Raw genomic sequence first — 20,681 nt, forward strand, 5'->3', positions numbered from 1 at the left:
TGTCGGCCGCGCTCGGCCACGCTATCAACGTCGGCGTGTAGGGATTGGCCGTGGGGACCGTCGTGCCGGTTGCACTCGTCATTATACTTCTTCAGATCTCGCTGATCTACCACGCCTCGCGTACCGGGCGGATGCAGCCCTGGGCGTTCATCATTTTGCTGGTCCCCTTGATCGGCGCGCTCGCCTACATCGTGGTCGAGCTGGTGCCGGAATGGCTGGGCAGCCACGACGTCCAGAAGGCGCGCAAGCGCGTCGCCAACAAGCTCGACCCGGAGAAGTACTACCGCGAGTTGTCCGATCGTGTCGCGATCACGGACACGATCGCCAACCGCGCGGCGCTGGCCGAGGAATGCGTCGCCGTCGGACGCTATGACGAGGCCGAGCAGCACTACGATCACATCCTGAGCCTGCCGATGGGCCACGAGCCGCTGTTCGCGCTCGGCAAGGCCAAGGCGCAGTTCGCGCGCCGCCGCCCCACGGATGCGCTGGCGACGCTCGACGAGCTGCAGAAGGCCTGGCCGGACTACAATTCGGCTGAGGCGCATCTGCTCTATGCGCGGGCTTTGCAGGAAGCCGGCCGCACCGACGAGGCAATCGAGGAGTACCAGGCGCTGCTGGACTATGCGCCGGGCAGCGAGGCGAAGGTCCGCTACGGCACGCTGCTCAAGCTGGTCGGCCGGATCGATGAGGCCAAGGTCGTGTTCACCGAGCTGCTGATCCAGATGAAGCGCGCGCCACGACATGTGCGCAAGGCGCAGGCCGAGTGGATCGCCCTCGCCGAGAAGCAGCTCGCGGGGTGACGCCGGAAGCCCGGGTGAGCGAAGCGAAATCCGGGTTCACGGACAGCGCGCGTGAGACCCCGGATATCGTTGCGCTCATCCGGGCTACGACATCATCCGCTACGGCGAGTTCGCCGCCTCCGGCGTCCGCCGCTTGACCCGCTTGATGGTCCCAGAGAACGAGAACAGCGGCCTCGGGCCGGAATGCAGCATGCCGCGCAGGAAGATCAGCGAGGCGCCGGCGCGGGTGACCTCGCCGGTGGCCTCGATCAACTCACCCTCGCGCGCCGCGTCGAGGAATTCGCTCGAGAACGAGACCGTGACACCCGGGCCCTGCATGATCGGTGCGGCGAAGGCGAACAGGCAGTAGTCGGCGAAGGTCATCAGGCAGCCGCCATGGACGTTGCCGCCGCCGTTGAGGTGCTTCTTCTCGACCCGGAAGGCGCAGCGGATCGAGCCATCGTCCTCCATCCGGTGCCAGAACGGCCCGGTGTGGGATTCGTAGCTGTCGCGCATCCAGGTCCGCCAGCCGGCGAACTCGCCTTCGGTCGCGATGTGGATGCCAGGACGGTTCTCGAAGGCGGAACGGGACAGGTCGTGCACGTGTCAGGGCCTTTAACTGTTGATTTACCGTCTTAAATCCGATTGGTCGCCAATCTGCAAATATCCCTTCTGGCGGTCCGGGCCAAAGCTCTGGACAGGGCGGAATAGGGCCGTAAAAGGCCTTTTCCCGCCCTGGCGATCTTTCTATGAAGCAGGCTTCAAGGGACCAGCGGCCCACGGGCAAAGGCATTTCTCCATGCGCAATGAACCGCAGATCACCCCCGAGCTCGTCGCCGCCCACGGGCTGAAGCCCGATGAATATGAGCGCATCCTGAAGCTGATCGGGCGGGTGCCGACCTTTACCGAGCTCGGCATCTTCTCGGCGATGTGGAACGAGCACTGCTCGTACAAGTCGTCCCGCATCCATCTGCGGGGACTGCCGACCAAGGCGCCCTGGGTGATCCAGGGCCCCGGCGAGAATGCCGGCGTGATCGACATCGGCGACGGCCAGGCCGTCGTATTCAAGATGGAGAGCCACAACCACCCGAGTTACATCGAGCCGTACCAGGGTGCGACCACCGGCGTCGGCGGCATCCTGCGCGACGTGTTCACCATGGGCGCACGTCCGATCGCCTGCCTGAACGCGCTGTCGTTCGGCGCGCCGGAGCATCCCAAGACCCGGCATCTGGTGTCCGGGGTGGTGGCCGGTATCGGCGGCTATGGCAACTCGTTCGGCGTTCCGACGGTCGGCGGCCAGACCCGCTTCCACACCCGCTATGACGGCAACATCCTGGTGAACGCCATGGCGGTCGGCCTCGCCGACGCCGACAAGATCTTCTATGCGGCGGCCTCCGGCGTGAACATGCCGATCGTCTATCTCGGCTCCAAGACCGGCCGCGACGGCATTCATGGCGCCTCGATGGCCTCGGCCGAGTTCGACGATTCCTCGGAGGAGAAGCGCCCGACGGTGCAGGTCGGCGATCCCTTTGCCGAGAAGCTGCTGCTGGAGGCGTGCCTGGAGATCATGGCCGCGGACTGCGTGATCGCGATCCAGGACATGGGTGCGGCCGGCCTGACCTGCTCGGCGGTCGAGATGGGCGCCAAGGGCGACCTCGGCGTCGATCTCGATCTCGATGCCGTGCCGACCCGTGAGATCGGCATGAGCGCCTACGAGATGATGCTCTCCGAAAGCCAGGAGCGCATGCTCATGGTGCTGAAGCCGGAGAAGGAGAAGGAAGCCGAGGCGATCTTCCGCAAATGGGGGCTCGATTTCGCGGTGGTCGGCTACACCACGCCGAGCAAGCGGTTCGTGGTGAAGCATGGCGGCGACGTCATGGCCGACCTGCCGATCAAGGAGCTCGGTGACGAGGCGCCGCTGTACGACCGTCCGCATGTGGCCTCATCGGCGCTGCCGGTGATCCACGCCCGCGAGGTCAAGTCGCCCCTGGACATCATCCCGGCGTTGGAGAAGCTGATCGCCACGCCCGATTTGTGCTCCAAGCGCTGGATATGGGAGCAGTACGACCATGTGATCCTCGGCAACACCGTGCAGCGCCCCGGCGGCGATGCCGCAGTGGTGCGCGTGCAGGATGGTCCGAAGGGGCTTGCGCTCACCGTCGACGTCACGCCGCGCTATTGCGAGGCCGACCCGTTCGAGGGTGGCAAGCAGGCCGTCGCGGAGGCCTGGCGCAACATCACCGCGGTCGGCGGCCGGCCGCTCGCCATCACCGACAATCTCAATTTCGGCAACCCGGAGCGGCCCGAGATCATGGGGCAGTTCGTCGGCTGCCTGAAAGGCATTTCGGAAGCCTGCCGCGCGCTCGACTTCCCCGTCGTCTCCGGAAACGTCTCGCTCTACAACGAGACCAATGGCCGCGCGATCCTGCCCACGCCGTCGATCGGAGGCGTCGGCCTGCTCGATGATTTCACCAAATCGGCGAGCATCGCGTTCAAGGCCGAGGGCGAGGCGATCCTGTTGATCGGCGAGACCCATGGCTGGCTCGGCCAGTCGGTCTACCTGCGCGACATCTGCGGCCGCGAGGAGGGCGCCCCGCCGCCGGTCGATCTCGCCGCCGAGAAGCGCATCGGCGATGTCGTCCGCGGCATGATCCATGCGGGCACGGCGACGGCCGCACACGATCTCTCCGACGGCGGCCTGCTGGTGGCGCTCGCCGAGATGGCGATGGCCTCCGGGATCGGCGCGCGGCTGCTGGCCGCGCCTGCGTCGATCGTGCCGCATGCGTATTGGTTCGGCGAGGACCAGGCGCGCTATCTCGTGACGGTGCCGGAGACCGAGGCTGGCCGCGTGCTTGCCAAGATGCGCGGCGCCGGCGTGTCGTGCACGCGCATCGGCACGACAGGCGGCACAGCGCTTGCCATCGCTGGCGAGGCGTCGGTCGAGGTCACTGCGCTCAAGACCCGCTTCGAGAGCTGGCTGCCCGGCTACATGGGCGGGGCCGCCTAACTCACCCCTGTCGTCCCGGACAAGCCACGACGGCGCAAGGCGCCGTCGCGGCGCCGATCCGGGACCCAGACTCCGCGGCCGCGGTCACGCACGCTGGTCGTTGAGCTCTTTCAACAACGACGCCCTGTGGTTATGGGTCCCTGCTTTCGCAGGGACGACAGGGGAGTTTGCCGTGAGCGCCGCAGCCTTGCCCGGCGTCATTGCGAGCGAAGCGAAGCAATCCAGGATTCCATCGGCGGATGCAGTCTGGATTGCTTCGTCGCTTCGCTGCTCGCAATGACGGAGGAGACAGGATCGTCCTTACAACACGTTCTTCGCGCCCGGAATCTGCCGCAGCACCCACGTCGCACCCCAGCTCAGGAGCACGGTGGCGACGAAGGCGATCGCCGCCTTGGCAATGGCCGGCAGATTGAGGTCGAACAGCCAGTACTGGATCCACAGCACGATCGGATAGTGCACCAGGAACATGCCATAGGCATCGGCCTGCATGCGATCGAGCACGGAGAATTCCGAGCGGCGGTTGTTGAGGAAGTAGGACAGGATCGCGAACAGGATCGCGGCGCTGAAGATGACGAACAAGAAGCCGTAGGCCGCCTCGTACCACTGCGGCAACACGGGCGGATTGCCCAGCACCTGGCGCTTGATCGTGATCAGCACCCAGAGCAGCGCATAGGGCACGAGCGTGACCACGATCCAGGCCCCGAGTCCGCGCTGCGACATCTGCCCGTCTGCGGCCAGCAGGCCGCGTTCGAAATTGGCCGAGCCGATGCCAGCCCCGACGTAGAAATAGGCGGCGTAGAGCAAGACGCGGCTGGCCTGCACCGAGAGCGGTCCGGCCTCGAACCAGAAGGTCGGGCCGAAATAGAGTCGGGACGGGATGTAGAGCACGCCAGTGATCAGCAGGAAGACGAAGAAGAAGTCGCCCGGATTCTCGAAGGCGCGCTGCGACAGCCGGTTGATCGGATCCAGCAGGCGCGGCGAGACGCGGTACAGCAGGGCCGCCGAGGTGTCGAACGCCAGCAGCACCCAGATGAACCAGATCGGCCCGCTCGGCCATGGACCGACCGTGACCGTCTTCCACCAGAAGGCAGCGAAGCTGGCTTCGGGATTGGCGCGCAGCTCGATCGCGTAATAGGCAAACGGAATGACGGTCAGGGCCGCGATGGCGAAGGGCAGGCCAAGACGCAACAGCCGGTCGCGCAGGAATTGCAGCGTCGACTTGTGAGCAAGGCCCGACCACACGAACAGGCCCGACAGGAAGAAGAACATGGCCATGAAGAAGCTGTCGGTGGCCAGCACGATGGCATCGAAGCCGAGGAAGGACGTCGGATCGGTGTGCCCGAAATAGGTATAGGGAATCACGGCGTGGTGGAGCAGCACCACCAGCGTCAGGAATGTCCGGGCGTGATCGAGCGCGGCGTTGCGCGCCCGGGCGCGCGGACGGGCCTGAAGCTCGACCTTTGCGGCCGCCGCCGATTGTGTAACCGATATGACCATATGCCCCCCAGCGTCGCTGCTGCCCGGCCCGTGCAGCGGATGTGACGTTCGCATCCCCTTCGCCGCGGGGCGTCACGCAAACGCCGTCCAAGGCTGCGCGAGCCGGAATGATTCAATGAGATCGTGTGACTGTCTGGCACCGTCATTCGCTGGAGACGCCCGCAAGCGAGCGAATGACGGCGCCGGACCACCAGATGTTGTCGTTGGTGCTGCAAATCAGCAAGTGCCGCGGTCCGCAAGCCGGTTTCTCACACCCTCTGCCGATTTCCGCTCCCGATATCCTTACGAACCGACGACCTACGAAGTTACGGGCGGGACTGCCGTGGGTTGCGCACTTCTCGGCGACGGGATCGATGGCCGAAGGAACCGGTTCCCCGCGGCATCGTTAGTGAGGCGCCGCGCCGGCACGGCGCAGAACCGGAGGACCATACCGTGACACTTCTCAAATGGGCGTTGCTGTTCTTCGTGATCTCGGTGGTGGCCGGTATTCTCGGCTTCACCGGCATTTCGGCAGCTTCCGCCGACATTGCGCGGATCCTGTTCTACATCTTCCTGGTGATCTTCCTCGTGCTCCTGATTCTGGGGCTTACGATTTTCAGAGTGTAGCACGCCATCAGGTCAGTGACCGAAACGACCGCCGCGCCGGTATGGCCTCGCGCCGGCCGCGCGGCGGGCTGTCACCGCAGTTCAATCAACTGCGATCTCCTCGATCCGCACCTTGTCCGGATAGAACGCCAGGTGGCCCGAGATCTCGGTCATCGCCGGGAAGGGCGCCTCGTAGCTCCAGATCGCATTGTCCAATGTCTTGCCGTTGGCGACGACGCTGAAATAGCTCGCATCCCCCTTGTACGGACAATGGGTGACACGATCGGTCTTCTGCAGGGCCGCCATGTCGACGTCGGCCCGCGGCACGTATTGAACCGCGGGGTAGCTCGCTTCCTTCAGCGTCAACGCGCGGGTGGTGTCGGCAATCACGGCGCCGTCGGCGATCACCCGCACACGTTTCGGATTGGGGGTGATGGTGATCGGGTGATCCGGTCCTGGAAGCTTCATGTCGCCCTCACGATTCAGCCTTTTGGGTGCGTCACCCGGTCCGACGTATCTCGTTTGATCCCGGTATATAGTGGTTCCGCGCGTGACCTCGAAAGCGGTTCGCGCTAGATTTCACCATCACGGTCCCGCGAGAACGCCTTGATTCGCCGTGCTCGGCGGGCCACTGATGGGAGTGCAGCCAAGCCGCGGGCCCTGCGGGCTACATCGTCCACGGGATGCGGCGCCTGCCTGACATAAGGAGATGCACCGGGATGCCCATGGATGCCCACGATATCGAGCAGATGATCAAGTCTGCCATCCCTGACGCCCAGGTGACGATTCGCGATCTCGCCGGCGACGGCGACCATTACGCCGCGACGGTGATCTCGGAATCGTTCCGCGGCAAATCCCGCGTGCAGCAGCATCAGCTCGTCTATCAATCGCTGCGCGGCCAGATGGGTGACGTGCTGCACGCTCTGGCGCTGCAGACCGGCGTGCCTGAGCAGCGCTGACCGTTCATTGCAGATCGCGCAGCACGCATCCGGGGGAGATGGCGGTGGACGATCCGCGTGGTGCGCTGTTTCGCGTCATTGAGCCGAACCGGCACAGCCGGGTCACGTTCGTCGAGCTGTTCTTCGATCTCGTCTTCGTCTACGCGGTGACGCAGATCTCGCACTATCTGATCGGCCATTTCTCGCCGCTCGGCGCCGCTCAGACAGCCGTCCTGTTTCTCGCGGTCTGGTGGGTGTGGGTCTACACCGCCTGGGTCACCAACTGGCTCGATCCCGAGAAGGCGCTGGTCCGAGGTCTCTTGTTCGCGCTGATGCTGGCGGGCCTCGTGCTGTCGATGTCGATCCCGCGGGCGTTCGACGACCGCGGCCTGTGGTTCGCCATGGCCTACGCCGCCATGCAGGTCGGCCGGACCGCGTTCTGGTTGACCGCGACGCCGCCGCAGCGATCTGCCGTCCGCCGCAACGCCGCCCGCATCCTCTCCTGGCTCAGTGCCTCCGCCGTGCTCTGGCTGCTCGGCGGCCTTGCCGAGGGCCCGGCGCGGATGGGGCTGTGGGGGGCGGCGCTCACCCTGGAATATGTGTCGCCGGCCGTCCGCTTCTGGGTCCCCGGGCTGGGTGCATCCACCGTGGAGGACTGGATGGTCGAAGGCGGCCACATGGCGGAGCGCTGTGCGCTGTTCATCATCATCGCGCTCGGCGAATCCATCGTCGTCACCGGCGCGACCTTTGCCGAGCTCGACTGGACCGGAGCCAACATTGCCGCCTTCGCCAGCGCCTTCATCGGCACGGTGGCGATGTGGGCGGTGTATTTCAACCGCGGTGCCGAGGCGGGATCGGAGGTGATTTCGCAGTCGGCGCAATCCGGGCTGATGGCGCGCTCGGCTTACACCTACTTGCACATGCCGATCGTCGCCGGCATCATCGTGTCGGCCGTGTCGGACGAGATCGTCCTGAAGCACCCGCTCGGGCATGCCGACTTGAATACGGCGGCGACAACGATCGGCGGTCCGTTCGTGTTTCTGCTCGGGACCATCCTCTTCAAGTTCAACATCCGCGGTTTCCTGCAATTGTCGCACGGCGCTGGACTGCTGGCGCTGATCGGGCTCGGCTGGTTCGCGACCGAACTGTCGCCTCTCGTGCTCTCGGCCCTGACGAGCGCGTTGCTGGCGATCGTCGCCTTGTGGGAGACGCTGTCGCTGCGATCGAAGCCAGAGCCTCACGCCTCGGCGACGAGCGCCTGAACCGAGAACATCTTCTCGGCATCCGTCCACACGGTCCGGACTTTCCAGCCAGAACCACGGGCCAGCGCGCCGAAGCGCTCGATGCTGTATTTGTAGCTGTTCTCGGTGTGGATGCTCTCACCGGCGCGGAACGAGAGGGTGGTGCCGAGCAGCCGTACAGTCTGCGGCTTCCGCGCCACCAGATGCATCTCGATGCGGTGCTGCTCGCGATTGTAGATCGCCCGGTGGACGAAGGCGGACAGGTCGAAATTGCCGCCGAGCTCCCGGTTCATCCGCAACAGCAGATTGAGATTGAAGCGCGCGGTCACGCCGGCCGCGTCGTTGTAGGCGGCATGCAGGACGCGCTCGTCCTTCTCCAGGTCGACACCGACGATCATCAGCGCGCCGGTCCCTAGGATCTCGCGCGCTGAGCGCAGGAAGCGGCAGGCCTCGTGCGGCTCGAAATTGCCGATCGTCGATCCCGGAAAGAAGCCGACCTTCGGCTTGCCTTCGATGGCCTCGGGTAGTTTGAACGCCGTCGTGAAGTCGGCGACGACCGGGTGCACGGCGAGCTGCGGGAAGTCGCGGCGCAGGCTGTCGGCCTGTGCGGTCAGGAATTCGCCGGAGATGTCGACCGGCACATAGGCCGCAAAGCGGCAGCTTTCCAGCAGCAGCCGCACCTTGGTGGTGGCGCCGGCGCCGAACTCGACCAAGGCCGCCTCATCGGGAATGATCGCAGCGATCTCGGCGCCGCGATCCCTGAGAATGCCGAGCTCGGTGCGGGTCGGATAGTACTCCGGCAGCCGCGTGATCTGCTCGAACAGATCCGATCCCGCCGCGTCATAGAAATACTTCGGCGACAGCTGCTTGGGCTGCTGCGCGAGGCCTGCGACCGCATCGCGCGCGAATGCCGACGTCTCGGCGTCGGGAAGGTGAGCGTTGGACAACGTGTTGACGTGCACGTTCATGATACTCTCCTGGACGCGCACGGGCGCGACTGTCGGGAAGCGAATGTGGGTTGATCAGGCGTAGTCGGCGAGCCGGAGCCCGGTGAATTGCCAGCGATGATGCGGATAGAAGAAGTTGCGATAGGTGACGCGGCTGTGGCCTGCCGGCGTCGCGAGCGATGAGCCGCGCAGCACCAGCTGATTGACCATGAATTTGCCGTTGTACTCGCCGAGCGCGCCTTCGATGGCACGATAGCCGGGATAGGGGCTGTAGGCGCTGCGGGTCCATTGCCACACGGTGCCGAAGGCATCGTTGAGCTGGTTGCCACGCGCGGCGACCTCCCATTCCATCTCGGTCGGTAGGTGCTTGCCGCGCCAGCGCGCGAACGCATCAGCCTCGTAGTAGCTGACGTGGCAGACGGCTGCGTCGGGATCGACGGTCGTCAATCCGCCCAGCGTCATGATGCGCCACTCGCCCTCGACCTTGTACCAATGACCGGGAGCCTGCCAGCCCTCGCGGCTGGCGGCAGCGAAGCCGTCCATGAGCCAGAGCGTGGCGGTCCGGTAGCCGCCGTCATCCATGAAGGCGAGCCACTCGGCATTGGTGACGAGATTGCGCGCGATCCCGACCGGCCCGACGAGCGCCCGATGCGCCGGCCCCTCATTGTCGAAATGGTAACCATCGCCGGCGTGCCCGACGGTGTGGATGCCTTCGGGGAGGTGGACCCAATCCTTGCCCCGGTCCGTTGGGGACGGAAATGTCCACGATGGATCGTAGGCCGGCGCCGTCGGATTCTGCGCGAACGCATGCAGGATGTCGGTCAGCATCAGCTCCTGGTGCTGCTGCTCGTGATTGAGGCCGACCTCCACGAGCGGCGCCACGGCTGCCAAGGTCGCGGCATCGGCTTGGTCCAGGAAGTCGACCATGGCCGCGTCGACATGCCGGCGGTACGCCGTGATCTCGGCCACCCCCGGGCGGGTGATCAGGCCCCGCTCGCCCCGCGTGTGGCGCGGGCCCGCACTGACGTAATAGGAGTTGAACAGGAAGGCATAATCGGGGTGAAAAGGGGCATATCCTCGGCAGTGCGCGCCGAGCACAAATTGCTCGAAGAACCAAGTGGTATGGGCGCGATGCCATTTGGCCGGACTGGCGTCCGGCATCGATTGGATGACCTGGTCTTCCGGGGTCAGCGGGGCCGCCCGGGCTTCGGTCTCGTTCCGGACCGCGAGATACGCCTCGATCAGACTGCCGGCCAGGCGACCCGGCCCAGGGGTTTGCGCAGCGGTGATCTGATGCGGGGCCGTGGCGGACGCTGAACTGGTCACGAGGGTCTCCGTTTGCCGGGAGAAAACGATGTTCGACGGAACAAGTTCCTTTTGGGCGGTTCGTCCTAGATAGGGGCTTGGTTACGGGATGAAACCCTCGTGGCGGCTATAATATTGCTGCCATCAGCCTATGGTCCGGCCGGGTGACTGTGTTGCGGACTGATCCTCGGCATTTTACTTTGGCTGAACAACGGTTTGCGCTACATATAAGACAGTGACGGTCGGCTCTGGACGAAATCTGTCCGGCGGCGACCCGCGCGGCACCGAGCCCCAGGCGTTCCTTGAGGCGCCCTAGAGGAAGCGAAGATGAGCATTGAGCAATTCATTGACAACGAAGTGAAGTCGAACGACGTCGTCCTGTTCATGAAGGGGACACCGCAGTTTCCGCAGTGCGGATTTTCCGGCCAGGTCGTGCAGATCCTGGACCACGTCGGCGTCGGCTATAAGGGCCTCAACGTTCTCGAATCTGCCGAGCTGCGCAACGGCATCAAGACGTTCTCGAACTGGCCGACGATTCCGCAGCTCTATGTGAAGGGCGAGTTCGTCGGTGGCTGCGATATCGTCCGCGAGATGTTCCAGAGCGGCGAGCTGCAGCAGCTGTTCACCGACAAGGGCATCCCGGTCGGCACGGCGGCCTCGGCCTGAGCTATCCGCGGACATCCCCCAACGCAGCGCTGACGGGATTGTCGGCGCCGCGTTGATGGCACGGCGCGGCAGCGTGCGATGTCGAGAGCAAGACTGACGGGCGGGGCTGGCGTCATGGACGGCCTCGTCTCGCGACGCGCGTTGCTCGGCGCACTCTTCGCGGCGCCCATGCTGCCGTGCCTGGCCCGCGCAGGCGCACAGTCGCCGCGCGATCTCGACCGGCGGCGCCTCGAGGCGGTCCCGACCTATTTCCGCGACGAAGTCTCCGCCGGCAACATTCCGGGCGCGGTCGTGCTGATTCAGCAGCACGACAGCCCTGTCCTGCTGCAGTGTTTCGGTGTTCGCGATCCCGCGACGCGCGCGCCGATGACGGAGGATGCGATCTTCCGCATCTACTCGATGTCGAAACCGGTCACGTCGGTGGCGGCGATGATGCTGGTCGATGACGGCAGGCTGAAGCTCGATGATGCGCTGGCGAGCTACATTCCCGCCTTCGCTGACGTGAGGGTCGGCGCTGCTCCGGTGGCGCGCCCGATCACCATCCGCGATCTGCTGCGCCATACCTCCGGCATCACCTACGGCTTTTATGGCGAGACGGCCGTGCGCCGGCTCTATGCGAAGGCGCCTCTGTTTGACGGCGACATCGACAACGCCACCTTCGTCGAGCGCCTCGCCAGGCTGCCGCTGGCCGAGCAGCCTGGCACGGTGTGGGACTACGGCCACTCGACCGACGTGCTCGGGCGGGTGATCGAAATCGTCTCCGGCCGCTCGCTCTATGAGTTCGAGCAGGAGCGGCTGCTCGGGCCGCTCGGCATGCGCGAGACGGCGTTCTTCCTCGCCGACCCGAGCCAGCGTAGCCGCGTCGCCGAACCGTCGCCGCGCGACTGGTTCGATCGTCCGATCGCCGGCATCGACGATCCCATTCGGCCCAGACGCTGGGAGTCGGGCGGGGCGGGGATGATCAGCACCATCTCCGACTACGCGCGGTTCGCTCAGATGCTGCTGAACGGCGGTGAGCTTGACGGCCGCTATTATCTCAAGCCTGAGACCGTCGCGGTCATGACGCGGGATCATGTCGTTGGGGCGGGAATTCGTCGTGACGACCTCTATTTTCCCGGCGCCGACAGCGGCTTCGGCTTGGGTTTCTCCATGCGCATCACGCAGAAGCCTCCGGTGCCATCAGGCGAATATGGCTGGGACGGCGTCGGCGGGACGTTCTTCTTCATCGATCCCGCCGACGACCTGTTCGTCATCGTCATGATGCAGGCGCCCTCGCAGCGCGGCCGCATCGCGAGCGATGTGCGGCGGCTGGTCTATGCGGCGCTCGCACCATGATCCTCATGCTCCGCGCACGATCTCCCGGACATGGCCGATGGTCTCCTCGATCATGGCTGCGGTCACGTCGAGATGGGTGCAGGCGCGGATGCGGCCGTCCATCATCGCGAGCAGCACGCCGCGCTTGCGCAGCTCGGTCACCATCTTGTCGCCGGGCACACCGGAGCCGTCGGGCTTGAAGAACACGAGATTGGTCTCTGGCTCCTGGACCTCGACGCCCTGGATCTGCGACAGCCCGCGCGCCAGCGCCCGTGCATTGGCGTGGTCCTCGGCGAGCCGGTCGACATGGTGATCGAGCGCGTAGATGCAGGCTGCCGCGACGATTCCGGCCTGCCGCATCGACCCGCCGAGCCGCTGCTTCCAGCGCCACACCTCGTCGATGAAGGCGGCGCTGCCGGCGAGCACGCCGCCGATCGGCGCGCCCAGCCCCTTGGAGAAATCGATCCAGGCCGAATCCCAGCCCGCGGTCATCTCGGCGGCCGGAATGCCGGTGGCAACCGTCGCGTTGAGCAGCCGCGCGCCGTCCATGTGCGTCGCCATGCCGTTCGCCTTGGCGATCTCGACGATCTCGTCGAGATCAGCCTTCTTCCAGATCGTGCCGCCGCCGATATTGGCGGTCTGCTCGACGCTGACGACGGTCTGCGGTGGCTGGTAGCGCGAGCGCGGATGCAGCGCGGCGCGGAATGTCTCCGGCGTGAACTGGCCGTCGGGCCCCTTCAACTGTGTCACCTGGAAACCGCCGAGCGCGGCATGGGCGCCGCCCTCGCGCGAGATGATGTGCGCGGTCTCATGCGCGAGGATCTCGTCGCCCGGCCGGCAATGCACCAGCGTCGCCGCGACGTTGCACATCGTGCCCGACGGCATCAGCACCGCGGCCTCCTTGCCGAGCAGCGCGGCGACGCGGCCGCACAATTCATGCACGGTCGGATCGTCGCCGATCTGCTCGTCGCCGACCTCGGCGCGCGCGATGGCCTCGCGCATCGCGGCTGTCGGGCGGGTCTGCGTGTCCGACAACAGATTGACGCGCACGGGCGGCGCCTTGGGATCGCGCGGGGGCGGGGTGTAATACATCGGCAGTCCTCGTTCGGCTCATCACGACCCGACCTTACCCAACTCGCATCGCCCCCGCAAAACGCCTCCTCGATTACGCCGCGCGCGGCGGGTTGAGCCAGATGTCCGGCCGCCGCAACGGCCGGGTCTCGATCGGCTCGGCCACCAGCGGCGGCGCCTCGGTGCAATCGAACACCCAGGAGTCGAGCGGGCTCTGCCGTGACGGTGAAAGCAGCAGCGCGGCGCCCGGCCGCTGCCGCCGGATGTTCCAGCCCATGTTCACCGCGGCCCAGCCGACCAGCATGGTGTGCCATTCGTCGACGAGCTCGCGGGAATCGTCGAAACAGTGGAGAAGCTCGAGCGCGAACGGATCATAGCGAAGCTGCGCGTCGGCAAAGGTGAGCCCGGTGCCGAGATGGCGGATCACATGGGCTGTCGCATCGGACTGGACGTGCCAGCAGGAGCGTTCGAGAATGTCGAAGACCGTCGAAGGGTAGAGGCCGTCATTGAATCGGTAACGGATCCCCGAGGGCCGTGCGCGTAACGGTGAAGCGCTGAAGGGCGGCGCCCGCAACGGCGGCAGAGGCGGAGCACCGACCGCATCGGTCGGCAACGCACCGAAGATGATATTGCGCCTGTTGAACTCCATGGCGAACGCCCCGCTACTTTACAACTGCAGACAGTGAATCACGGGACGGATTCGCTGTCAGCCCAGGTTGGGGCGATTTCGTGGCAGGTGTGGCATTCGGGAATCGGTTCGTCCCATCCGAAAAGAAGCCCAAAAAGGAAAGGCCCCGGCGCGTGCCAGGGCCTTCGGATTATCAGATGGGACCGGACCGCGGTCCGGTCAAGATCAGCGCGAGTAGAACTCGACGATCAGATGCGGCTCCATCTGCACCGCGAACGGCACGTCCGACAGCGCGGGGATGCGGATGAACTTCGCGGTCATCTTGGAGTGATCGGCCTCGATGTAGTCGGGCACGTCACGCTCGGCGAGCTGGGTCGCTTCCAGCACCACGGCGAGCTGCTTGGAGGCTTCCTTGACCTCGATCACGTCGCCCGGCTTGACCTGGTAGCTCGCGATGTTGACCTTGCGGCCGTTCACCTTGATGTGGCCGTGGTTGATGAACTGGCGCGCGGCGAACATGGTCGAGACGAACTTGGCGCGGAAAACGACGGTGTCGAGCCGGCGCTCGAGAATGCCGATCAGGTTCTCGCCGGTGTCGCCCTTGAGACGGCCGGCCTCGACATAGATGCCGTGGAACTGGCGCTCGGAGATGTTGGCGTAATAGCCCTTCAGCTTCTGCTTGGCGCGCAGCTGCACGCCGAAGTCGGAAAGCTTGCCCTTGCGGCGCTGGCCGTGCTGGCCGGGGCCGTATTCGCGGCGGTTGACGGGGCTCTTCGGGCGGCCCCAGATGTTCTGGCCCATGCGGCGATCGATCTTGTACTTCGCCTCACTGCGCTTAGTCATCGCGTCCTCTTCGATTAAGTTAGGGTTTGAGGAAACGCGCCCTCCTGTGTGTCCGGGAAATCCGGTCCACCGACAGGCCCATCCCCAAAGCATGAAGGGATGAAGGCCACGGGTCGCGAAACGCAACGCGGGCCGAAACCGGCCCGCGAGCAGGCGGGTTCTACGGGAGAACCTGCCGACTTGTCAAACCGCAACCGGCGCTTTTGCCGGCGAATCACCGCTGCGGCTCTCCCGCAACGGTAATTTTCTGCCGCGCAGCCGGGAATCCGGGTACGGCCTCCGCCGGCCCACGGCCGCACGGGGTTCCGGCCTTCAGCTCGGCCGCGATCTCCCCGTTCAGCACCTGCTCGAGCCGGATTGCGGTCCTGGCCATCATGGCGCCGTCGGTGACCCGGTGGTCCCAGCGGATCAGGATGGCCAGGGTATGGTCGGGCTGGATGACGTCGTAATTGACGATGAACGGTCCCGGGCTCAGGGCCAGCAGCTGGCCGCCACCGCAGGCGGCGACGCTGGTCACGGAGAAATTGCCGAACCAGTTGGCCCGCTGCCGGCCGAAGCCGAGCCCGACCCACCAGGCGAACCGGCGCAGCGGCAACGGCAGCCGGGTCGCCCGCATGATCTTGCGGAACATGGCGACGTCCTCGACCGGCGCCTCCTTGCCCTGCCGGATCACGGCATCGATCTCGGCCAGGGTCATGGTCTCCGGCCCGGAGATGCGCTGCGGCAGCACGCAATCCTCACCATGTTCGACCCGGGCGATGGTGACGGTGGCGACGCTGCGCGGCAGCTCGTAGAAGCAGGGCCAGGGCCATTTGACGTAGAGCGTGCGCAGCACCGGCTCGTCGCGGGCGACCAGGGCGAACGCCTTGACGAAGATCGCGGCGAAACCGGGCGGACGGACGGCCGCGGCGCGGGCCTCGAGCAGCGGGCCGATATGGATCGTACGCGCCAGCGACACGAACGGCACGTCACGCGAGGCATGCATCAGATCGATGATCAGACGGCGGTGCAGCGAGATCGGCTTGGTTGTTCCGCGCATCGTGAGATCGATCGCTCCCGCTGGTTTCTGTCTTGGCCGTCTCGCGTGGCCGTTGCTTGGTGGCTCCCGGCCTGGGCCGGTGGCGGGCCTCTGTTAGCACCGGGGCGCCGTGCAGCAAACGCCTCGTTTGGGCGTCAGGGCGCCGGCGAGGCGAGCGGCTTGGTCTTGTCGACCACCCCGAGCCCGGGCAGGGCCGGCGACAGGCCGAGAATCGTCTTCTTCATCATGGTGTTCCCCCCAACTCTTGTTCTTTGTTTGGAACGTGAAGGACCGGCCCAAGCCGGCCGCCGACTCTAGCGCTTGATCCCCTCGAAGCTCGCGGCAATGCCGCGCTGGAACAAGGACCAGTCGAAGCCGAGCGCCAGCGCCAGGTAGCCGCGCTCAATCATTGCATTGGCCTGCTCAGCCGAGCGCGCGGCGCCGCCGATCGGCACGCCCGATCTGAGGATGCCGGCCTCGGCGCGGGCGATCAGGGATTTCACTTCGGGATCATCGAGCTGGCCGCGCTTGTTGATCGAGGTCGCCAAGTCGCCGGGACCGATCACGGCAATGTCGATGCCAGGGGTGGCCATGATCTCGTCGATGCGCTCGACCGCCTCGACGTGCTCGATCGTCACCATGCAGACCATGTCGTCGTCGGCGGTCGCCATGTAGTCGGCCATCGACACGTTCCAGCGGAATGGCGCATGGAACGGACCCCACAGACGGTCGCCGTGGGGCGGGTAGCGCACGCTGCGCACGGCTTTCTCGGCGTCCGCGCGGCTCGAGATCATCGGGAAGTTGATGCCGAGCGCGCCGAGGTCCATCGGCGCCTTGGCGAGATGCGGCTCGTTGGCGGCGATGCGCACCAGCGGCACGCAGGGCGTGCCTGCGGTGGCCGTGATCATCGCATGCGCCGTCGAGAGATCGATCGGCCCATGCTCGAGGTCGACGATGATCCAGTCGAGCGACTGCGCCATGATGCGCACGGTCTGGATGCTCGGGATGGTGGCGATGGCGCCGAACGTCGGCCGCTTGTCGCGCCAGGCCTGCTTGAGGCGGTTGAGCGGTTGGGGCGCTGTGGACATCGGACGGTCTCCGTCAGGCCGGGACGCGGCCGCCGAAATAGGGCGTGAGCGCGCGGCCGAGCTGATGTGGCTTGTTCGAGGTGAAGATCATGGTGGCGCCGCCATCGTCGGGGCCGCTGGCCGGCGGGCCTAGCAGGTCGGCGACCCGGCGCGCGATGGCGGGTGCCGGGTCGATCCAGGTGACGGGCCAGGGCGCGAGGCGTTCGAGCCGGTCGAGCAGCAGCGGATAATGCGTGCAGGCGAGCACGACCGTGTCGGTCCGGCCTGTGGGATCGGCGGCGTCGCCCACGAAGCAGGGCGCGATCTCGGCGGCGATGGCCGCATCGCTGACCTGGGTGCCGCTAAGCGCGGCCTCTGCCAGCGACGCGAGATCCGGCGAGCCGACCAATGTGACGGTGCAGCCTTGCGCGAAGTCGCGGATCAGCGCGTGGGTGTATTCGCGCGCCACCGTGGCCTTGGTGCCGAGCACTGAGACGCGCCTGGTCTGCGACTGCGCGCAGGCCGGCTTGATTGCCGGCACGGTGCCGACGAAAGGCACGGCATAGGCGGCCCGCAGCGGCGCCAGCGTCTGCACCGAGGCGGTGTTGCAGGCGATCACGATCAGGTCGGGCCGGTGCGCGGCGATCAGCTCGCCCATCAGCGGCACCACGCGGGCGATCAGCGCCTGCTCGCTGTGATGGCCGTAGGGGAAGAAGGCGTCATCGGCGACATAGACGTAATGCGCGTCCGGCCGGGCGCGCACCACCTCGCGCAGCACGGACAGGCCGCCGAGGCCTGAGTCGAAGACGAGAATCGTAGGGCGGTGGTTCACGCGGCGAGTGTAGCGGATCGGGGAGGTGGGATCAGGCGGTTTTTCTGCGGGGTTTGGCGGGAGTGAGGCGCTTGGGTGTGTTCCGGCGGCGGTGGCGAAGGTTCAAACATGCATCGGTGAGCCGCCGCAGCCGCCACACATTCAGTGTCATCCCGGCGCATGCCGGGATCCATACCCACCGGCGGACATTGGCGCGAAGGCTGCCAGCTCCAGCGTGCCTGACACGTCCGCCGCGGGTTATGGGTCCCGGGTCGGCGCCGCGCCGCCGCTGTCGCGTCGTCGCAGCTTGCCCGGGACGACGCGGAGATGAAGGCGTCATTGCGAGCGAAGCGAAGCAATCCAGAGTCCCGCGACGACTCTGGATTGCTTCGTCGCTGCGCTCCTCGCAATGACAGCGGAGGGTGTAGGCACAGCATCTCATCCTCGCGCCCGCCTTCGCGTCCGAGTGTTGCTCGTCTGATCACCCTCTCGAGAATGAGGGCGCGGGGAAGGCCGGGTGCCGGTCGCACCCATGGCCCGCCTGCGAAAAAAATGCAGGCGGCAGGAACCACAGGTACGGGCCGGATCATCCGGCCTTCCCCGCGCGATGGCGTTACGGCTTATACGTGATCTCCCCGGGGACCGGCTTTCTTGCCCCCGTCGCCCGCGCGCTCGTCGAACTTGCAGCGCCAGCTTGGCATCAGCACCGGGATGCCAGGACCACACGATTTCGCCGTGCGCATCGGATCGTTCGTCGGCATGATCGCTCACGCTGCAACCCGACACGCCCACCGCATCCCGCACCCAACGCTCGTGACGATCGCGAAACGCCCCTCAATCGAGGCGGGATGCGACATCATAGCATCGAATTCCGAAAAACGGAAGAAGAAAATTCGGATTTTCCGGGGTGGTCTCTCACGCTGGAGTCGTCCCGCCAGGGCGAAAGACCAGGCAGAATAATAACATTAGTATTGACTAATTGATTAGTGGCGGCTATTGGTTTTGCATGATCCAGCCTGAGACCATCACCACCGTCATGCGTGCGTTGGCCGACCCCACGCGGCGCGCGGTGTTCGAGCGCATCGTCGAGGCCGACGAGATCACCGTCGTCGAGTTGACCCGCGGCAGTACCGTCACGCAGGGCGCCATCTCGCAGCATCTGAAAGCCCTGAAACAGGCCGGCCTGGTCTGCGAGCGCCCCGAGGGGCGCAATGTGTTTTATCGCGCCGAGTCGCGCGGCCTGGAGCCGCTGGCCGACTGGATGAGCCATTACGGCGTGTTCTGGCGCGAACGCTTCGCCAATCTGAGAAACCTGCTGAAGGACATCGATCCATGAACCAAGCCGTGAATGCGGACACGCAGGCCATTGTGGTCGAGGACACCTTCCCTCATGCGCCCGAGGTCATCTGGAGAGCCCTGACCAGCGGCGAACTGATCGGTCACTGGCTGATGGCGCCGAAGGGATTTGAGGCCGTCGTCGGCACTCGGTTCACCTTTCAGACCACGCCGGCGGGCGAATGGGATGGCACCATTCACTGCGAGGTGCTGGAGGTCGTGCCGAACGAGCGGCTGTCCTACGCGTGGAAGGGCGGCCACGCCGGCAATGTCGGCTACGGCGCGAAGCTGGAGACGGTGGTCACCTTCAGTCTTTCCAGGGCGGACACGGGCACGCGCCTTCGCCTGGTGCATTCCGGCTTCGTAATTCCAACCAACGACACCGCCTATCGCAAGATGAGCGAAGGCTGGAAGAAGGTCGTCGCCAATCTCGACCGGATCGCCGGCGAAGAGGCGTCGTCGAAACAGCTGCACTGATGCCAAAGGAGAACGGTATGACCCAGTCCTATGCCGGCGGCTGCGCCTGCGGCGCGGTACGCTATGAGATCACGGGCGAGCCGGCCGTGATGCTGGATTGCCAGTGCCGGCAATGTCAGCGCGACAGCGGCACCGGGCATCAATCGCACCTCACCTTCGTCGCGGCGGAGGTGAAGGTCGACGGCGAGGTGTCGCATTGGCAGAGCGTCGGCGACGGCGGCACCGTCAAGCGGCGCGCGTTCTGCCCGACCTGCGGCTCGCACGTTCACCTGACATTTCCCGCGATGCCCGATGTGTTCATCGTTCCGCCGGCGAGCCTCGACGATCCCAGCCGCTACAAGCCGCAACTGGTGTCGTGGACTGCGGCGGGACAGGCCTGGGATCACCTCGATCCGGCGCTGCCGAAATTCGAGAAGATGCCGCCCAGGTGAGTTCGGTCGTTGGGGCTTAGGAGGGTTGACTATCGACATTGTAGACCGCCCGTGTGTTCGTCCGCGAAGGCCGACGATCCAGTGCGCGGTGACGTCTCGGTCCAATATCTTCTGCTGCGGAGTACTGGATGCTCCGCTTTCGCGGAGCATGACAGCCGTGGAGATCGTGAGATCTCGACCCAGCACCCGCCGCCGATCTAGAAAATCGGCCGTCGATTCACCAGAACCTGAGCCGTGCCACCGGGTTGTACTCGGCTGCAGTTGAGCTCTAGGATCGTAAGATCATCCCCCACTGGCGGTACGATGTCGCGATTTCTGAATTGGTTCTTCCGAAATCGCGCGACCGGCGAGATCACCATCGCCCAGATGCCCAACCCGGCGCTGTGGATCGTGCTGGCGGCCAGCCTTCTGAGCTGGGTTTGGCATCCGCCGGGTCAGGCAGGCACCAATCTGGATTGTCTCGTCAAAGCCGGTCTCTTCGTCTGGGCGTTCGACGAACTCCTGCGCGGCGTCAATCCCTGGCGGCGCTGCCTCGGCGCAGCCGTGCTGGCGTATGTGATCGCGACCGCGGTTTAGTGGACATCAGCGCGTTGGCCACGTGATGATGTGCCCGCTTGACATGCATCAACGGATGACGATGGCTACCGACCGATGGTCGGCGGGATGTCATCCGATGTCGAGGATTCAGGCGTGAGACGTCTCGCACGTTCGATGCGGGCCT

Annotated in this window: 22 protein-coding genes; 11 read left to right on the plus strand and 11 right to left on the minus strand. The window is 65.6% G+C overall.

Annotated features, from left to right (window positions below; all coding sequences use genetic code 11):
* The first annotated feature begins 62 nt into the window (after nucleotides 1–62).
* Nucleotides 63–800 (plus strand): tetratricopeptide repeat protein, encoded by a 738-nt coding sequence (locus QX126_RS05440; RefSeq protein WP_315776551.1) that lies wholly within the window; start codon nucleotides 63–65, stop codon nucleotides 798–800.
* Between the two features lie 99 nt (nucleotides 801–899).
* On the opposite strand, the gene QX126_RS05445 is transcribed toward QX126_RS05440, so the two are convergent.
* On the minus strand, nucleotides 900–1,382 hold the full coding sequence (locus QX126_RS05445; protein ID WP_315737353.1) for a PaaI family thioesterase: 483 nt from the start codon (nucleotides 1,380–1,382) through the stop codon (nucleotides 900–902).
* Nucleotides 1,383–1,578: 196 nt separating this feature from the next.
* Here QX126_RS05445 and purL point away from each other — a divergent pair, with 196 nt between their 5' ends.
* Nucleotides 1,579–3,786: a phosphoribosylformylglycinamidine synthase subunit PurL gene (gene purL / locus QX126_RS05450; RefSeq protein WP_315779746.1), complete on the plus strand. Its 2,208-nt coding sequence runs from the start codon at nucleotides 1,579–1,581 to the stop codon at nucleotides 3,784–3,786.
* A gap of 300 nt (nucleotides 3,787–4,086) precedes the next feature.
* Here the strand turns inward: purL and QX126_RS05455 are convergent, their stop codons facing one another.
* Nucleotides 4,087–5,283, minus strand: a complete 1,197-nt coding sequence (locus QX126_RS05455) for an acyltransferase (protein WP_315779748.1) — start codon at nucleotides 5,281–5,283, stop codon at nucleotides 4,087–4,089.
* Between the two features lie 432 nt (nucleotides 5,284–5,715).
* On the opposite strand from QX126_RS05455, the gene QX126_RS05460 reads away from it, so the two are divergent.
* Entirely contained in the window at nucleotides 5,716–5,889 is a 174-nt protein-coding gene (locus tag QX126_RS05460) for a DUF1328 domain-containing protein (RefSeq protein WP_009031962.1), read from the plus strand.
* Between the two features lie 81 nt (nucleotides 5,890–5,970).
* On the opposite strand, the gene QX126_RS05465 is transcribed toward QX126_RS05460, so the two are convergent.
* Nucleotides 5,971–6,336 carry a DUF427 domain-containing protein gene (locus tag QX126_RS05465; protein WP_315737356.1) on the minus strand — a complete coding sequence of 122 codons (366 nt, stop codon included), beginning with the start codon at nucleotides 6,334–6,336 and terminating at the stop codon, nucleotides 5,971–5,973.
* A 251-nt stretch (nucleotides 6,337–6,587) separates the two neighbouring features.
* On the opposite strand from QX126_RS05465, the gene QX126_RS05470 reads away from it, so the two are divergent.
* Both QX126_RS05470 and QX126_RS05475 read left to right on the plus strand, forming a co-directional pair.
* Nucleotides 6,588–6,827, plus strand: a complete 240-nt coding sequence (locus QX126_RS05470; protein WP_315737357.1) for a BolA family transcriptional regulator — start codon at nucleotides 6,588–6,590, stop codon at nucleotides 6,825–6,827.
* Nucleotides 6,828–6,865: 38 nt separating this feature from the next.
* Nucleotides 6,866–8,068 carry a low temperature requirement protein A gene (locus QX126_RS05475; protein WP_315774281.1) on the plus strand — a complete coding sequence of 401 codons (1,203 nt, stop codon included), beginning with the start codon at nucleotides 6,866–6,868 and terminating at the stop codon, nucleotides 8,066–8,068.
* Here QX126_RS05475 and egtD read toward each other — a convergent pair.
* Together egtD and egtB are read right to left on the minus strand one after the other, a co-directional pair.
* Entirely contained in the window at nucleotides 8,044–9,015 is a 972-nt protein-coding gene (egtD, locus tag QX126_RS05480; protein WP_315776529.1) for an L-histidine N(alpha)-methyltransferase, read from the minus strand. The genes QX126_RS05475 and egtD overlap by 25 nt on opposite strands.
* Before the next feature lie 54 nt (nucleotides 9,016–9,069).
* Complete coding sequence (egtB, locus tag QX126_RS05485) at nucleotides 9,070–10,320, minus strand: ergothioneine biosynthesis protein EgtB (RefSeq protein ID WP_315779750.1); 1,251 nt, start codon at nucleotides 10,318–10,320, stop codon at nucleotides 9,070–9,072.
* Nucleotides 10,321–10,626: 306 nt separating this feature from the next.
* Here egtB and grxD point away from each other — a divergent pair, with 306 nt between their 5' ends.
* The gene (grxD, locus tag QX126_RS05490; protein ID WP_006609190.1) at nucleotides 10,627–10,965 is read left to right on the plus strand and encodes a Grx4 family monothiol glutaredoxin; all 339 of its coding nucleotides are present in this window, start codon (nucleotides 10,627–10,629) and stop codon (nucleotides 10,963–10,965) included.
* Between the two features lie 114 nt (nucleotides 10,966–11,079).
* On the plus strand, nucleotides 11,080–12,300 hold the full coding sequence (locus tag QX126_RS05495) for a serine hydrolase domain-containing protein (protein WP_315779871.1): 1,221 nt from the start codon (nucleotides 11,080–11,082) through the stop codon (nucleotides 12,298–12,300).
* A 3-nt stretch (nucleotides 12,301–12,303) separates the two neighbouring features.
* On the opposite strand, the gene QX126_RS05500 is transcribed toward QX126_RS05495, so the two are convergent.
* From QX126_RS05500 to murI, 6 genes are all read right to left on the minus strand, one after another.
* Complete coding sequence (locus QX126_RS05500) at nucleotides 12,304–13,371, minus strand: threonine aldolase family protein (protein ID WP_315779752.1); 1,068 nt, start codon at nucleotides 13,369–13,371, stop codon at nucleotides 12,304–12,306.
* Between the two features lie 73 nt (nucleotides 13,372–13,444).
* Nucleotides 13,445–13,999 (minus strand): hypothetical protein, encoded by a 555-nt coding sequence (locus tag QX126_RS05505; RefSeq protein WP_315779755.1) that lies wholly within the window; start codon nucleotides 13,997–13,999, stop codon nucleotides 13,445–13,447.
* A 204-nt stretch (nucleotides 14,000–14,203) separates the two neighbouring features.
* Nucleotides 14,204–14,821, minus strand: coding sequence for a 30S ribosomal protein S4 (rpsD, locus tag QX126_RS05510; RefSeq protein ID WP_011925811.1), 618 nt, complete (start codon nucleotides 14,819–14,821; stop codon nucleotides 14,204–14,206).
* 214 nt (nucleotides 14,822–15,035) lie between these two features.
* Nucleotides 15,036–15,860, minus strand: coding sequence for an acyltransferase (locus tag QX126_RS05515; RefSeq protein WP_315779757.1), 825 nt, complete (start codon nucleotides 15,858–15,860; stop codon nucleotides 15,036–15,038).
* A 293-nt stretch (nucleotides 15,861–16,153) separates the two neighbouring features.
* Nucleotides 16,154–16,927: an HpcH/HpaI aldolase family protein gene (locus QX126_RS05520; RefSeq protein WP_315779759.1), complete on the minus strand. Its 774-nt coding sequence runs from the start codon at nucleotides 16,925–16,927 to the stop codon at nucleotides 16,154–16,156.
* A 13-nt stretch (nucleotides 16,928–16,940) separates the two neighbouring features.
* On the minus strand, nucleotides 16,941–17,738 hold the full coding sequence (gene murI, locus QX126_RS05525; RefSeq protein ID WP_315776535.1) for a glutamate racemase: 798 nt from the start codon (nucleotides 17,736–17,738) through the stop codon (nucleotides 16,941–16,943).
* Nucleotides 17,739–18,723: 985 nt separating this feature from the next.
* Between murI and QX126_RS05530 the strand changes: the two genes are divergently transcribed.
* From QX126_RS05530 to QX126_RS05545, 4 genes are all read left to right on the plus strand, one after another.
* The gene (locus QX126_RS05530; RefSeq protein WP_315779760.1) at nucleotides 18,724–19,053 is read left to right on the plus strand and encodes a metalloregulator ArsR/SmtB family transcription factor; all 330 of its coding nucleotides are present in this window, start codon (nucleotides 18,724–18,726) and stop codon (nucleotides 19,051–19,053) included.
* Nucleotides 19,050–19,529 (plus strand): SRPBCC domain-containing protein, encoded by a 480-nt coding sequence (locus QX126_RS05535; protein ID WP_315779763.1) that lies wholly within the window; start codon nucleotides 19,050–19,052, stop codon nucleotides 19,527–19,529. The genes QX126_RS05530 and QX126_RS05535 overlap by 4 nt, the downstream gene beginning before the upstream one ends.
* A gap of 17 nt (nucleotides 19,530–19,546) precedes the next feature.
* A complete protein-coding gene (locus QX126_RS05540; RefSeq protein WP_315737372.1) occupies nucleotides 19,547–19,960 on the plus strand; it encodes a GFA family protein in 414 nt (137 codons plus the stop codon).
* Between the two features lie 303 nt (nucleotides 19,961–20,263).
* The gene (locus QX126_RS05545; protein WP_315779765.1) at nucleotides 20,264–20,536 is read left to right on the plus strand and encodes a hypothetical protein; all 273 of its coding nucleotides are present in this window, start codon (nucleotides 20,264–20,266) and stop codon (nucleotides 20,534–20,536) included.
* Nucleotides 20,537–20,681 lie beyond the last annotated feature (145 nt).

The sequence above is a fragment of the Bradyrhizobium sp. SZCCHNPS1003 genome, from assembly GCF_032381555.1.
Taxonomy (GTDB): Bacteria; Pseudomonadota; Alphaproteobacteria; order Rhizobiales; family Xanthobacteraceae; genus Bradyrhizobium.

What these genes read in the sequence shown, in the direction of transcription:
- purL (WP_315779746.1), top strand. Translation starts at nt 1,579, where the DNA reads ATGCGCAATGAACCGCAGATCACCCCCGAGCTCGTCGCCGCCCACGGG.
- QX126_RS05455 (WP_315779748.1), bottom strand. Translation starts at nt 5,283, where the DNA reads ATGGTCATATCGGTTACACAATCGGCGGCGGCCGCAAAGGTCGAGCTT.
- QX126_RS05465 (WP_315737356.1), bottom strand. Translation starts at nt 6,336, where the DNA reads ATGAAGCTTCCAGGACCGGATCACCCGATCACCATCACCCCCAATCCG.
- QX126_RS05470 (WP_315737357.1), top strand. Translation starts at nt 6,588, where the DNA reads ATGCCCATGGATGCCCACGATATCGAGCAGATGATCAAGTCTGCCATC.
- QX126_RS05475 (WP_315774281.1), top strand. Translation starts at nt 6,866, where the DNA reads ATGGCGGTGGACGATCCGCGTGGTGCGCTGTTTCGCGTCATTGAGCCG.
- egtD (WP_315776529.1), bottom strand. Translation starts at nt 9,015, where the DNA reads ATGAACGTGCACGTCAACACGTTGTCCAACGCTCACCTTCCCGACGCC.
- grxD (WP_006609190.1), top strand. Translation starts at nt 10,627, where the DNA reads ATGAGCATTGAGCAATTCATTGACAACGAAGTGAAGTCGAACGACGTC.
- QX126_RS05495 (WP_315779871.1), top strand. Translation starts at nt 11,080, where the DNA reads ATGGACGGCCTCGTCTCGCGACGCGCGTTGCTCGGCGCACTCTTCGCG.
- QX126_RS05500 (WP_315779752.1), bottom strand. Translation starts at nt 13,371, where the DNA reads ATGTATTACACCCCGCCCCCGCGCGATCCCAAGGCGCCGCCCGTGCGC.
- QX126_RS05505 (WP_315779755.1), bottom strand. Translation starts at nt 13,999, where the DNA reads ATGGAGTTCAACAGGCGCAATATCATCTTCGGTGCGTTGCCGACCGAT.
- rpsD (WP_011925811.1), bottom strand. Translation starts at nt 14,821, where the DNA reads ATGACTAAGCGCAGTGAGGCGAAGTACAAGATCGATCGCCGCATGGGC.
- QX126_RS05515 (WP_315779757.1), bottom strand. Translation starts at nt 15,860, where the DNA reads ATGCGCGGAACAACCAAGCCGATCTCGCTGCACCGCCGTCTGATCATC.
- QX126_RS05520 (WP_315779759.1), bottom strand. Translation starts at nt 16,927, where the DNA reads ATGTCCACAGCGCCCCAACCGCTCAACCGCCTCAAGCAGGCCTGGCGC.
- QX126_RS05530 (WP_315779760.1), top strand. Translation starts at nt 18,724, where the DNA reads ATGATCCAGCCTGAGACCATCACCACCGTCATGCGTGCGTTGGCCGAC.
- QX126_RS05535 (WP_315779763.1), top strand. Translation starts at nt 19,050, where the DNA reads ATGAACCAAGCCGTGAATGCGGACACGCAGGCCATTGTGGTCGAGGAC.
- QX126_RS05540 (WP_315737372.1), top strand. Translation starts at nt 19,547, where the DNA reads ATGACCCAGTCCTATGCCGGCGGCTGCGCCTGCGGCGCGGTACGCTAT.
- QX126_RS05545 (WP_315779765.1), top strand. Translation starts at nt 20,264, where the DNA reads ATGTCGCGATTTCTGAATTGGTTCTTCCGAAATCGCGCGACCGGCGAG.